Source organism: Inhella crocodyli, assembly GCF_004004565.1.
GTDB classification, from domain to species: domain Bacteria; phylum Pseudomonadota; class Gammaproteobacteria; order Burkholderiales; family Burkholderiaceae_C; genus Inhella; species Inhella crocodyli.
The window spans coordinates 127,489-140,455 of sequence record NZ_SACM01000002.1 but is presented as its reverse complement, the minus strand read 5'-3'; the positions used below and the strand labels follow the sequence as shown (position 1 = coordinate 140,455).

The following is a 12,967-nucleotide window of genomic DNA, read 5'->3' as shown; positions in this document are numbered from 1 at the left end:
CTCCCATGAACGCCCCCGTCCCCACGTTCACCGCCATCGACCACCTGCACCTGCACGTGAACGACCGCCCCCGCGCCGAGCGCTGGTACGCCCAGGTGCTGGGCCTGCAGCGCGTCGAGGCCCTGGCCCATTGGGCCACCGACGGCGGGCCACTCACGCTGAGCGACCCCGCCGGCGTGCTGCACCTGGCCCTGTTCGAACGCCCGCCCGCCGCGGCCCTGCCCCGGGGCGGCACCATCGCCCTGGGCATCCCGGCCGACGGCTGGCCCGCCTGGCAGGCGCACTTGGCGGCGCACTTGCCCCAGCGCCCTGCGGTGGTGGACCACGGCCTGACGCAGTCGATGTACTTCAGCGACCCCGACGGCAACCCCTTCGAGCTGACCTGGCCGACCCCGGCGCTGCGGCCATGAGCACGACCGCCCTCCCCCAGGCAGCGGCCGAGCTGCACCCATGGCTCGACGCCGGGCTGGCGCTCGCGCCCGAGTACGTCGACGCGAAGACCGCGCACACCGGCCCTGGACCGGCCTACGCCAGCCACTGGCCCATGGCCCTCCACGCCCTCTCGGCCTTGGGCGCCTCGGCGGCCGAGCTCGCCGCGTTCGACGGGCACGAGCGCCAGGCCCTGCCGCCGCGCGCGGCATGGCCCGCGCTGGACCGCGACGAGGCCGAACTGCGCCAACGCATCGCCGCCGAAGGCGCCCCATCGGTGTTGGCCGATTGCCTGCCCGAGCGCATGGCCCACGCCGGGGCCGCGGCCTTCCACGGCCTGATCCGCACCGCCCACGCCTGGGAGTCGGGGCACGCCGGCGAGTTGGCCCTGGCCTTGGCCTGGTGGCGCCAGCGCGACCAGCCTCTGGCGCCCGCCTCCGCGTCGCCCCCGCCCGAGCTGGACTGGGCCGACTGGCAGTCGGCCTTGGGCGCCTTGCGGCGGCCCACGCCCTGGCCCCGTGCCTGGATCGCCACCCGCATGCAAGCCTGGGCCGACGACCCGGGCTTCCAGCGCTGGGCCCCGACGCTGCGCCTGCGCGGTTCGACCTTGAAGGACCTGGCGACGGCCGCACTGACGGCCTACGCCGCCAGCGGCGACTTCACCTTGCTGCACGCCGTCACGGCCTGCCGTGCGATGGCCGTGCTGGGCCCCTGCCTGGACCCGGCGCAGGTCACGCCCGCCCTGCGCGCCTTCAGCCAGCACTGGGCTGCGGCCGCCCTGGCCAGCGGCTGGCATGGCGGGCGCGACACCTGGCCCGAACCCCCAGCCCCCTGGGCCTGGCCCCGGCTCTTGGCCCTGGCCCGAACCCACCCTGATGCGCACGCCATCAAGCTGACCCACGCGGCCTGGGACTGGGTCCACCGGGGATTGAACGACGGGCTCTGTCGCCAGGCCGCCACCCGCGCCTTGGCGACCCGGGCTGCGTGACCAAGGTCGCAAGGCGGCGGGTTGCGCCCCGTGACAGGCGGGCGGTGTCGGCCTATGGTTGGGCCTGTTCTGGCTCGCCCCGCCCCGCCCATGTCCGACCACCCCACCCTGTCGCGCTGGCACGCGTGGCAGCAGCTTGCCGACGCCCTCGAACACCTGCTGCTCTGGCCGCAGTCGGCCGCCGATTTCCCCCTGGCCTTGCGCGAGTTGGCCCAGCAGGTCGACGCCCTCATGGCCCAAGACACCGACCTCGGCGTGTTCGAGGTGGTGCGCATCAGCCCCGACAAGCTGACCCGCTACGGCGCCCTGCACTCGCTGCACACCGCCAGCGTTGTGTGGCTGGTGGCCCAGCGCAAGGAATGGGTGCAAGCCAAGCGCTTGTGCGCCCTGCAAGCGGCGCTGACGATGAACATTGCCGTCACCGACCTGCAAACCACGCTGGCGCAGCAGCCCGGCCCCATGAACGAAGAGCAGCAAACGCGCATGCGCAACCACGCGCTGGACAGCGAACGCCTGCTGCGCAGCCTGGGCGTGGGCGACGAAACCTGGCTGGCCGCCGTGGCCGAGCACCACGAGCAACCCGGCGGCAAGGGCTACCCGCGCGGCCTGGACCGCACCGGCGAGTTGGCCGACTTGCTGCGCACCTGCGACGTCTTCTGCGCCAAGATGAGCCCGCGCGCCGGCCGCACCGCCATGCTCAGCCCCACGGCCGCCGAGGCGATCTTCCGCCAGCGCAGCGCCAACTACTTTGGCGCCACGGTCGTCACCACCATGGGGGTCTATCCCCCAGGCAGCCTGGTGAGCTTGGGCAGTGGCGAACAGGCCATGGTGACCGAGCGGACCCGCGACCCGCTGCGCCCGATGATCGCCCTGCTGACCGACGCCGAAGGCCAGGCCCTGGACGCCCCCCAGGCCAGCGGGACCGACGCCAGTGGCGACCGCAAGGTCGTGGGGCCGGCCCGCAGCGCCGACCCGGCCCACCTGTTCACCCCCACGGACGTGCTCAAAACCCGCTGACCGCGGGCCTGGGGCGCGCGGTGCGGAGACACTGCCCCCCATGCCCCTGTTGACTGCCTTGACCCGCCGCTTCGAGCGCCTGGTCGACCCCTACCCCACCGCCCGGCCCACCCAGCCGCCGGCCACCTTCTTCGCCTTCCTCTGGCGCTGCGCCGAAGGCGTTCGCCCCCACCTCTTGGCCGTGACCCTGCTGACCGCGGGCATCGCGGCGGCGGAGGCGCTGCTGTTCAGCCTGATGGCCTCGCTGGTGGACTGGCTGGGCACGCAGAAACCCGCCACCCTGTGGCAACAGCCGCAGCCCGTGCTGTGGACCCTGGGCGCCGTGCTCGTGGCCAGCGTGGTCTTGGCCCTGGGGCAGGCCCTCACCAAGTACCAAGGCGTGTTCGGCAACTTCCCCATGCGCCTGCGCTGGGTGTTCCACCGCCGCATGCTGGAGCAAAGCTTGGCCTTCTTCGGCGACGAGTTCGCCGGCCGCATTGCCACCAAGGTGATGCAAACGGCGCTGGCCGTGCGCGACACCTGGCTGATCGTGGCCGACATCCTGGTCTACGTCGTCGTGTACTTCGGCACCCTGGTGGCCATCGTCGCCAGCTTCGACGCCCGGCTGATGCTGCCCTTCGCCGTGTGGTTGGTGCTGTACCTGAGCGCCCTGCGCTTCTTCGTGCCCCGCTTGGGCCAGGTCGCGCAGGCCCAGGCCGATGCACGCAGCCTGATGACCGGCCGCATCACCGACGCGTACACCAACATCGCCACCGTCAAGCTGTTCGCGCACAGCCAGCGCGAGGCCGGCTACGCCAAGGAGGCCATGCAGGAGTTCATGCAAACGGCCTACGGCCAGATGCGCCTGGTCACGGGGGTGGAGGTGGTCAACACCCTGCTGTCGGCCCTGCTGGTGGGCAGTACCGCGGTGCTGGCGCTGTGGCTGTGGAGCGCCGAGGCCATCGGCGTGGGCGGGGTGGCCGCCGCCACCGCCATGGCCATGCGCTTGAACGGCATCAGCCACTGGGTGATGTGGGAGACGGCCTCGCTGTTCGAGCACATCGGCACCGTGCAGGATGGGCTTCGCACCTTGAGCCAAGGCCAGTCCGTCACCGACGCGCCGGGCGCCTCCACGTTGCAAGTGCCCCGGGGCGAAGTGCGCTTCGAGGCCGTGCGCTTCGCCTACGGCGACCGCCCGCCGGTGGTCGACGGCCTGAACCTCACCATCCGCCCCGGCGAAAAGATCGGCCTGGTGGGCCGCAGCGGCGCGGGCAAGAGCACCCTGGTCAACCTGCTGCTGCGCCTGTACGACCTGCCGGCCGAGGGGGGGCGCATCACCATCGATGGGCAGGACATCGCCACCGTCTCCCAAGACAGCCTGCGCCAGCACATCGGCATGGTCACGCAGGACACCTCGCTGCTGCATCGCTCGGTGCGCGACAACGTGCTTTACGGTCGCCCCGACGCCACGGACGAGGACCTGCGCCGCGCCATCGAGCGCGCCCACGCCGCCGAGTTCATCGCCAGCCTGAGCGACCCCAAAGGCCGCACCGGGCTCGACGCCCACGTCGGCGAACGCGGCGTCAAGCTCAGCGGCGGCCAACGCCAACGCATCGCCATCGCGCGCGTCATGCTCAAAGACGCGCCCATCCTGCTGCTGGACGAGGCCACCAGCGCCTTGGACAGCGAGGTCGAAGCCGCCATCCAAGAGTCGCTGTACCAGCTGATGGAGGGCAAAACCGTGGTCGCCATCGCCCACCGCTTGAGCACCATCGCCGCGATGGACCGCCTGGTGGTGATGGACCAAGGCCGCATCGTGGAAACCGGCACCCATGCTGAGTTGCTCGCCCAAGGCGGCATCTACGCGCGGTTGTGGGCGCACCAGAGCGGCGGCTTCCTCGGGGCCGACTGACCCACGGCGGATCGCAAGTTCACCCCCAGCAGCCCCCGTTCGCGCCACCGCGCTGGGACTTCGTCGCAAGCCGCTCGGGCCGACGCGGCTGGCCCGGCACAGTGCGAGCGTCCCCCCACCCTGCCGCTGACGACATGAAGCCCTCGACCCTCGCGCTGCCCCTGCTGTGCCTTGCCCTGGGCGCCCACGCCCAATCCACCGAGGCCGAGTTCAACGCCTTGCTCAAGCAACGGCAGTTCGACGCCGTTGAAGCCTTGGCCCGCCAGCGCCTGCAGGCCAATCCCCAGGACGACCTGGCCCTGTGGGCCTGGGGCCGCACCGTGGCCGGCGACCCGGCCAAGCGCGCCGAGGTGCTGCTACGCGCCGAGGCCTGCGTCGCCGCGCGCCCGCAATCGGCCCGCTGCCAGCACCTGCTGGGCAGCTTGTACGGCGCCATGGCCAGCTCTGGGGGCATGACGCAGGCGATGAAGCTGGTCGGCAAGATCAAAGAGCACCTGTCCGAGGCCGTGGCCCTGGACCCGAAGCACTTCGCGATGCGTATGGACCTGCAGCAGTTCTACCTGCAGGCCCCGGGCATCGCCGGCGGCAGCGTGCGCAAAGCGCGCGAATTGGCCACCAGCTACGCCGCCATCGACGCCCCGCGCAGCCGGATGCTGCTGGCCGCGGTGCACCTCTACGAGAAAGAGCTGCCCGAGGCCGCCGCCCAATTGGCCGCGGTGCAGCCGGGTCGCGACGCCGAACTGGCCGAAGACCTGAACGACAGCCTGGCCAACCTGGGTTTTGCGCAGCTGCAAGCCCCCCAGTTGGACGCCGCCCTGAAAACCTTCCAGCGCGTGGTGAGCGCCGACCCGCAGCATGCCGCCGCCTGGTTCGGTCAAGGGCGCGTGCTGCTGGAGATGAAGCGCACCGACGAAGCCATCGCCTCGATGGAGCGCGCCCTGCAGCTCAACCCCAAGCTCAACGCCCACTACCGCTTGGGGCTGGCCTACCAGGCCAAGGGCGACAAGGCCAAGGCCGTGTCCGCGTTCCAGCAGGCCTTGGCCCGCCCCTTGAGCGAGAAGGCCGCGGCCGACGCCCGCCAGCGCCTGTCCACGCTCGGGGGCTGATCCACCGCAAGCGCGGTGCCCTGGCGCCGCGCTACGCTGGGGCTTCTGCGTTTGCCAGGAGTCCGCGATGCCCGAGTCCGCCCGCCTGACCAGCCACCTGACCCGCAGCACCTACGCCATGGTGCTGGCCGGGGGGCGCGGGAGCCGACTGCACCAGCTCACCGACTGGCGCGCCAAGCCCGCCGTGCACTTCGGCGGCAAGTTCCGCATCATCGACTTCACGCTCAGCAACTGCGTCAACAGCGGCATCCGGCGCGTGGGCGTGGCCACGCAGTACAAGGCGCAAAGCCTCATCCGCCACCTGCAGCAAGCCTGGAGCTTTCTCGACGGCCGCTTCCACGAGTTCATCGAGATCCTGCCCGCGCAACAGCAAATCGACGAGGAGCGCTGGTACCGCGGCACGGCCGACGCCGTGTTCCAGAACCTGGACGTCATCCGGCGCGCGCGCCCCGAGTACGTCATGGTGCTGTCGGGCGACCACGTCTACCGCATGGACTACAGCCGCATGCTGGCCGAGCACGCGGCCAGCGGCGCCGACATGACCGTGGGCTGCATCGAAGTCCCCGTGGCCGAGGCCCGCGACTTTGGCGTGATGGCCGTGGACGCCAGCCAACGCGTCATTCGCTTCACCGAAAAGCCCGCCCAGCCCGACCCCATGCCCGGCCGCCCCGACGTGGCCTTGGCCAGCATGGGCATCTACGTGTTCAACGCCGCGTTCCTGTTCGAGCAACTGCTACGCGACGCCGACGACCCCAAGTCCAGCCACGACTTCGGCAAGGACCTCATCCCCCACGCCGTCCAACGCTATCGCGTGCAAGCCCACCGCTTGGCCGACAGCGCCTTGGGCCAACCGGACAAGCCCCCCTACTGGCGCGACGTGGGCACCCTGGACGCCTACTGGGCGGCCAACCTCGACCTGGTCGCCGTCACCCCCGAGCTCAACCTGTACGACCACAGCTGGCCCATTTGGACCTGGCAGCCGCAGAGCCCGCCGGCCAAGTTCGTGTTCAACGACGACGGCCGGCGCGGCCAAGCCGTGGACGCGATGGTGGCCGACGGCTGCATCGTCAGCGGCGCCAGCGTGCGCCGCTCGGTCCTGTTCAACGGCGTGCGCGTGCACAGCTACGCCTCGGTGGAGGACTCGGTCATCCTGCCCGCGGTCGACATCGGCCGCGGCGCCGTGCTGCGACGCTGCATCGTGGACCGCCGCTGCGTCATCCCGCCCGGCCTGCAGATCGGCGTCGACCCCGACGCCGACCGCCAGCGCTTTCACGTCACCGAGAAGGGCGTCACCCTGGTCACGCCCGAGATGCTCGGGCAGACCGTGCACTTCATTCGCTGATTCAAACGCGCCGCGCCAGCGCCAGCATCGACTCGGCAATGCGGTCGGTGGTGGTGGCCACCTCGGCCAGGCGCTCGGGCGACTTGGCCAGCCCAGTCGGGCCCAAGGCGTGGCTCAACAACAGCCATTGGTTTTGGGCCAGCTTCAGGTCAGCACGGCCGCGCTCATCCAGGTTTTGCGCGGCAACCGCTTCCAATGCCGCACGGAACTCGCCCGACACCTGCTGCGCCGACACACTGACATCGGAGCTGGCCGCGCTGGCAACCAAGGCGGCAAAGTTGAATTTGCCAAGGCGCAATGCGGTGGCGCTGGCACGAGCCAACAGGTCGATGAGCGTGGCACGGTCAGGATCGGTCGCGACACCCGACAGGGTCGTGGTGACGAACCCCAATCGGGCCGCGAGCGCTTCGCTGGCCCCCACCAAAGCCGCCACTGGCTGGCCGAGGTTGGCCAGCAAATCACCGGCATCCAACACCGCGCGCTGAACTTGGGCTTCGCGCCGACCCGTCAGCCCTTTGATTGGGGCGCTCAGTGCTTCCATGGCGCGCTGCAACCGCTGGCGCTCCTTCTCCGCCGCCAGACGGGCACGGTCTTGCTTCAAGACCCGGTGCTCCAACTCGAGCTTCACCAGGCGCTCCATGCCGGCCCGAAGAATCACGGCTTGCAGCAGCATGTCGGTGGTGGCGGCTTGTGCCCGCACGACCCGCGGCCCCGTGACCGCGGCCAGCATCAGCAGCAAATGGCGGCGAGGAACGGCGGGCGACATGAACACTCCTGGGCGGTCGAAAGAGCCGGGATGCTGCCGCGCTGGCGTGACACCCTGGTGACACGCTCTCCGAGGGCACAGCCGCCGCTCAAATGGCCGAGGGGTCGACGTCGATGGCCCAGCGGGCCAAGCCTTTGTGGGCGCGGCGCAGCGCGTGCAGTTCCGGCACCCACTGCGCCAGCACGCGCTGCAGGGCGGCGCGTTGCGGGCTTTCGACCAGCATTTGCCAGCGCCAGTGGTCGGCCACCCGGGCCACCGGGTGGGGCACGGGCGGGTACCAGGCGATTGCTTGCTCGCCGCTCAAAGCCTGCCCGGCTTCGGCCGCGGCTTGCAAGAAGGCGGGCGCCGTGTCGGGGTCCTTGCTGTCGGCGCGCAACAAGGCCAGGTGGGCGTAGGGCGGCAGGCCCGCCGCCTCGCGCTCGGCCAACTGGCTCGCGGCAAAGGCCGGGTAATCGTGCCGGGCCAGGGCCAGGTAGAGCGGGTGCTTGGGCTGGTCGGTCTGCAGCCACATCTCGGCCCGCCCGCCGGCGCGGCCGGCACGGCCCGCCGCTTGCAGCAGCAGCGCAAACAGGCGTTCGGGGGCGCGAAAGTCGCTGCTGAACAGCAAGCCGTCGGGGTTGAGGGCGGCCACCAGCGTGACGCGCTGGAAGTCGTGCCCCTTGGCGATCATTTGCGTGCCCACGAGCACGTCCACCTCGCCAGCGTGCACGGCGGCCAATTGCCGCTCCAGGCTGCCGACCTGGCTGGTCGTGTCGGCGTCGAGCCGCGCGATGCGCGCCTCGGGCAGCAGGGCCTGCAACTGTTCTTCCAGGCGCTCGGTGCCGCGGCCGATCGGGGCGATGTCCTGGTTGCCGCAGTCGGGGCAGGCACGGGGCACCGGCTCGGTGAAGCCGCAGTGGTGGCAGCGCAGCGTGCGGTCGGCCTTGTGGAACACGCGCCAGGCGGTGCAGTGGGGGCAGGCGCTCTTCCAGGCGCAGGCGCCGCAGTGCAGCACGGGCGCGTAGCCGCGGCGGTTGAGCAGCAGCAGGCTCTGCTCGCCGCGCTGGCGGCGCTGCTCGATGGCATCCAACAGCGCTTGGGCCACGGGCGGCGGCGTGGCGCCAGGGCCGCGAAGGCCCTTGGGGCGCTGCTGTTGCGACAGGTCGAGCACGCGCAAGCTCGGCAAGGCGCCGCCGGCGGCGCGGTCGGGCAGGTCCAGGCGCAGGTAGCGCCCCTGCTGCGCGTTGTGCCAGCTCTCCAGGCTGGGCGTGGCGCTGCCCAGCATCACCGGCACGCGGGCCTGGTGGGCGCGCAGCACGGCCAGGTCGCGGGCGCTTTGGCGTGCGCCGTCTTGGGCCTTGAAGCTGGCGTCGTGCTCTTCGTCGACCACGATCAGCCCAAGACGGGGCAAGGAGGCGAGCACGGCCAAGCGGGTGCCCAGCACGATGGTGGCCGTGCCTGCGTGCGCCGCCAGCCAGTGCCGCAAGCGCTGCGGCGGCGTGAGCCCGCTGTGCAGGGTGGCGATGCGCTCGGCCCCGAATCGCGCGGCGAAGCGGGCCTCGAGCTGCGGGGTGAGGTTGATCTCGGGCACCAGCACCAGGACCTGCCGCCCTTCGGCGAGCGCCAACGCCGCCGCGTGCAGGTAGACCTCGGTCTTGCCGGAACCGGTGACGCCCCACAGCAGCAGCGGCGGACGGGGCGCCTGGGGCGGCAGCGCGAGTTGCGCCTGCACGGCCGCGACCGCGGCCTGCTGGCTGGCGTTGAGCACCGGCGCCTGCGCGGCGGCGCTGGCGCCGGCCTCGCGGGTGACTGGCGCCGCCGGCTTGCGCTTGAGTCGCCGGGCCAATTGGGCGTTGTCCAGTTGCTGCAGGGCAGTGGGCAGCGCGGCCAGGGCCATTTCGCCCAAGCCGCGTTGGTAGTAGGCGGCCGCAAACCCCAGCAGGGCGCGCCAAGCCCCGTCCAGTGGGGGCAGGGCCAGCACCTCGGCCACCGGCTTCAGGTCGGGGGGCGCCTCGCTGGGGTCGCCGTCGTCCCACACGATGCCGAGCACCTGGCGTCGGCCCAGGGGCACGCGCACCAGACTGCCCGGCGGCAGCGCGTCGGGGTGCTCGTAATCCAACAGGCCGGCCAAGCCCGCGTGCTGCGGCGTGGGCACGGCCACCCGCAGTCGACGGGCGCTTGGAGCTGTGGATTCGTTCACAAAAACGTCACAAGTGCTTGATGCAACTGGGGGTTGCAGGCCTGGCGCCGGCTGTGGATAACTTTGTGCACAAACACCACCCGGGGAAAGATTCGGGGCCGATTCGTGCTAGCGCGAATCGGCCCGTTCGTTTGCATCAATCTGAAAAGCACATGTGAATCATGCACTTAGAGATCGATTCGTGGCGCAATCGGGGAAACCCGATGCCCCAAAACCTGGATGGCCTGAACTGGGGACAAATCGAGCGCCGCGCCCTCGAGGCACCCCCGCGTTAGCGGGCGCTCACTGCGCCTGCCGGAGCCGGCGGGAGTGGCCGTGAACGGCCTCCACCAGGGCCGCTACATGCTCGGGCGGGGTGTGCTGGCTGATGCCATGGCCCAGGTTGAACACGTGCCCGCCCCAGCGGCCATCGGCACGCTGCGGGCGGCCAAAGCTGTCCAGCACCTTCACCGCCTCGGCGGCCACGGTCTCGGGCGGCGCAAACAGCACCATGGGGTCGAGGTTGCCTTGCAGGGCCACGCGGTCTTGGGTCAGGGCCCGGGCTCGGCCGAGGTCCATGGTCCAGTCCAGGCCCAGCATGTCGGCGCCGGTTTCGCTTTGCTCCTGCAGCCACAGGCCGCCGCCCTTGGTGAACAGGATGTGCGGCACGCGCTCGCCATCGGCGCCGGTCTTCTTCAGTTGGCGCAGCACGCGCTGGCTGGCCGGAAGGGCGTAGCGCAGGTAGGCGTCGTGGCTGAGCACGCCCCCCCAACTGTCGAACAGCATCACGGCTTGGGCGCCGGCGTCGATCTGCGCGTTGAGGTAGGCCGCCACGGCATCGGCCAAGGTGTCCAGCAGGCGCTGCATCAGGTCGGGCCGGCTGTAGAGGAAGGTCTTGACGGTGCGGTAGTCCTCGCTGCCGCGGCCTTCCACCATGTAACAAGCCAGGGTCCAAGGGCTGCCGGCGAAGCCGATCAAAGGCACCTTGCCCCCCAAAGCCTGGCGAATGCTGGTGACCGCATCGAAGACGTAGCGCAGGTTGTTGAGGTCGAAGTGCAAGGCGTTGAGGCTGGCCTCGTCGCGCACCGTCTTGGCGAAGCGCGGGCCTTCGCCCTCGCCGAAGCTCAGGCCCAAGCCCATGGCGTCGGGCACGGTGAGGATGTCGCTGAACAGGATGGCGGCATCCAGGGGGAAGCGCTCCAGGGGCTGCAGGGTCACCTCGGTGGCGTAATTCGGCGAGGTGGCCAGGCCCATGAAACTGCCGGCCTTGGCCCGCGTCGCTTTGTACTCTGGCAAGTAGCGTCCGGCCTGGCGCATCAGCCACAGGGGCGTGTGGTCGGTGGGCTGGCGCAGGGCGGCGCGCAGGAAGGTGTCGTTCTGGAGGGGTGCGAAAGCCATCGGGCGATTATCCCGGCGCCCTTCCCGGGCCGCCTTGACGTGCTTCAAGCCCCGTTCTTCTGGGGCAGTGCGAGCCAGGTGCGCAGGACCGGCTCGACGCCCTCGGCGGCATGCGCCGCCCGGCTGGCCACGCCCTGGGGTAAGACGCGCACGCCAGGCGGGGCTTCGCGCAAGAGGCGCACGGCCGCCACCACCACACGGGCCAAGGCCACCGAGCGCAGCGGGCGCTCGGCATCGGGCACGATCCATCGCAGTTGCGACCACCAGGCCGCGGCCAGGCGGTCCCACCAAGGGGTGCCGGGCGGTAGCGCGGCGGCGTCCCGGCTGCTGCGCACCAGCAGCAGCTGGTCGAAGCCCAGGGTCGACAGCGCGTGCTCGTCGGCGTCGGCGAAACCATGTCGCAAGGCCTCGGGCAGGCTGTTCGCCGCATGCGGCAGCACCACCGCGAGACGCGCGACCCCCAAGTCCCGAAGCTGCCGAGCCAGCGGCAGCAAGTCGGCCGCCTGGGGCGCGGCAAACACGGCGTCGCGGGCGCCCACGAGGCCCGCGCGCTCGAGCACCAGGTAGGCCGTGGCCCCGGCCCAGGCCTCGCGCTGGGCCGGGGTGGGGGCCTGCCACACGGCCTCGGGCACGGCCACCAAGCCGCGGTGCGTGCTGGCCATGGGTTGGCGCACCCAGGCGCCCACGCGTGCGTGGCCCGCGGCCAGCACCTGGGACAGCATGGCCGAACCGAGCCAGCCGCCCGCCCCCAGCACCAACGCAGGACCGAGGGTGAGCGCCGGCCGCGGGGCAGGGCGCAAAGCCCCATGCAAGGCGTCGTGAAGGGGTTGCATTGGAGGATCATCGCTGCATGCCGCCCGACACCCCATCGCCCAGCCCCAGTGCCCTGCCCTGCCCCCGCTGCGACAGCCGCATGGACCGGCATGTCCTGCCGGTGCTGCACGCGCGCACCGTGGAGGTGGACCACTGCAACGGCTGCCGGCTGGTCTGGTTTGACGCGCACGAGTCGGTGGCCTTGACGGGGCTGGGCTGGGCGCGACTCATCCGCCTGCTGCAAGACGGCAATGGTCTCGCGCTGCCCCCGGCGCGGCCGAGCCCCCCCGCTTGCCCGCACTGCGAAAGCCCGCTCAAGGCCGTGCACAACCGCAGCCGCTATGGCGAGTTCGTCATGCAAGAGTGCCCGAACCGCCACGGCCACCTGCACAGCCACACCGGGGTGCTGGCGGAGCGCGGTTTCGTGCGCGGGCTGTTGCCCGCGGAACGCGCGGCCTGGTCGTCGCGCGAGCACCCGCTGAATTGCCTGAACTGCGGCGCGCCCACCCGGGGCGAAACCGAGCGCTGTCGCTATTGCGACAGCCCCTTGGTCGTGATCGACGTCCCCCGCCTGATGCACGGCCTGCGGCATGCCAACGACGCCGCACAGCCCACCCCCAAGCCCGCGGGTCAACCTTTTTCCTGGGCCTGCGTGGCCTGCGGCGCGGCCATGGACCCCAACGAGGACTTGGCCTGCCGCAGCTGTGGGCAACCGGCCATCGCCCCCGCGCTCGTGGACCTCAACCCCCTGCTGGACCAGGCGGAGGTTCGCTGGCACGACGCCGAGACCGAGCGCCGCTTGGCGCTGGCGCGGCAGCGGCCCACGTTCGTGCCGCGCGAGCGCCGCCCTGGCGACCACCGCGACACGCAACTCGCCCGCCTGACCCGGTTCACACGCCGCGACGACGACCCGCTGGAGCAACTCGGCGCGCCACGCTGGGTGGCGCAGTTGTGGCGCTACAGCGGTGTGCTGGGCCTGCTGGTGCTCATTTGGTGGTGGCGCTGAAGCGCCGCCCATGAAAAACGGCCCCCGAAGGGGCCGTCATGGTTCGAGCCAGT

General features: G+C 71.3%; 11 protein-coding genes. 7 read left to right on the top strand and 4 right to left on the bottom strand.

What is annotated here, in order from left to right:
- Nucleotides 1-5: 5 nt before the first annotated feature.
- From EOD73_RS08565 to glgC, 6 genes are all read left to right on the top strand, one after another.
- Complete coding sequence (locus tag EOD73_RS08565; RefSeq protein ID WP_127682585.1) at nucleotides 6-410, top strand: VOC family protein; 405 nt, start codon at nucleotides 6-8, stop codon at nucleotides 408-410.
- Nucleotides 407-1,417, top strand: a complete 1,011-nt coding sequence (locus EOD73_RS08560) for a questin oxidase family protein (protein ID WP_127682584.1) — start codon at nucleotides 407-409, stop codon at nucleotides 1,415-1,417. The genes EOD73_RS08565 and EOD73_RS08560 overlap by 4 nt, the downstream gene beginning before the upstream one ends.
- A 90-nt stretch (nucleotides 1,418-1,507) precedes the next feature.
- Nucleotides 1,508-2,434 carry an HD-GYP domain-containing protein gene (locus EOD73_RS08555; protein WP_127682583.1) on the top strand — a complete coding sequence of 309 codons (927 nt, stop codon included), beginning with the start codon at nucleotides 1,508-1,510 and terminating at the stop codon, nucleotides 2,432-2,434.
- Nucleotides 2,435-2,474: 40 nt separating this feature from the next.
- The gene (locus tag EOD73_RS08550; RefSeq protein ID WP_205702440.1) at nucleotides 2,475-4,325 is read left to right on the top strand and encodes an ABC transporter ATP-binding protein; all 1,851 of its coding nucleotides are present in this window, start codon (nucleotides 2,475-2,477) and stop codon (nucleotides 4,323-4,325) included.
- Between the two features lie 134 nt (nucleotides 4,326-4,459).
- A complete protein-coding gene (locus EOD73_RS08545) occupies nucleotides 4,460-5,431 on the top strand; it encodes a tetratricopeptide repeat protein (RefSeq protein ID WP_127682582.1) in 972 nt (323 codons plus the stop codon).
- A 67-nt stretch (nucleotides 5,432-5,498) separates the two neighbouring features.
- Nucleotides 5,499-6,773, top strand: coding sequence for a glucose-1-phosphate adenylyltransferase (gene glgC / locus EOD73_RS08540; RefSeq protein WP_127682581.1), 1,275 nt, complete (start codon nucleotides 5,499-5,501; stop codon nucleotides 6,771-6,773).
- A 1-nt stretch (nucleotide 6,774) separates the two neighbouring features.
- On the opposite strand, the gene EOD73_RS08535 is transcribed toward glgC, so the two are convergent.
- From EOD73_RS08535 to EOD73_RS08520, 4 genes are all read right to left on the bottom strand, one after another.
- A complete protein-coding gene (locus EOD73_RS08535; protein ID WP_127682580.1) occupies nucleotides 6,775-7,539 on the bottom strand; it encodes a hypothetical protein in 765 nt (254 codons plus the stop codon).
- An 88-nt stretch (nucleotides 7,540-7,627) separates the two neighbouring features.
- On the bottom strand, nucleotides 7,628-9,718 hold the full coding sequence (locus EOD73_RS08530; RefSeq protein WP_127682579.1) for a primosomal protein N': 2,091 nt from the start codon (nucleotides 9,716-9,718) through the stop codon (nucleotides 7,628-7,630).
- Between the two features lie 282 nt (nucleotides 9,719-10,000).
- Complete coding sequence (gene hemE / locus EOD73_RS08525; RefSeq protein ID WP_127682578.1) at nucleotides 10,001-11,095, bottom strand: uroporphyrinogen decarboxylase; 1,095 nt, start codon at nucleotides 11,093-11,095, stop codon at nucleotides 10,001-10,003.
- A 44-nt stretch (nucleotides 11,096-11,139) separates the two neighbouring features.
- Complete coding sequence (locus EOD73_RS08520) at nucleotides 11,140-11,928, bottom strand: hypothetical protein (protein ID WP_127682577.1); 789 nt, start codon at nucleotides 11,926-11,928, stop codon at nucleotides 11,140-11,142.
- Between the two features lie 17 nt (nucleotides 11,929-11,945).
- On the opposite strand from EOD73_RS08520, the gene EOD73_RS08515 reads away from it, so the two are divergent.
- A complete protein-coding gene (locus EOD73_RS08515) occupies nucleotides 11,946-12,914 on the top strand; it encodes a TFIIB-type zinc ribbon-containing protein (RefSeq protein WP_127682576.1) in 969 nt (322 codons plus the stop codon).
- The last annotated feature ends 53 nt before the right edge of the window (nucleotides 12,915-12,967 follow it).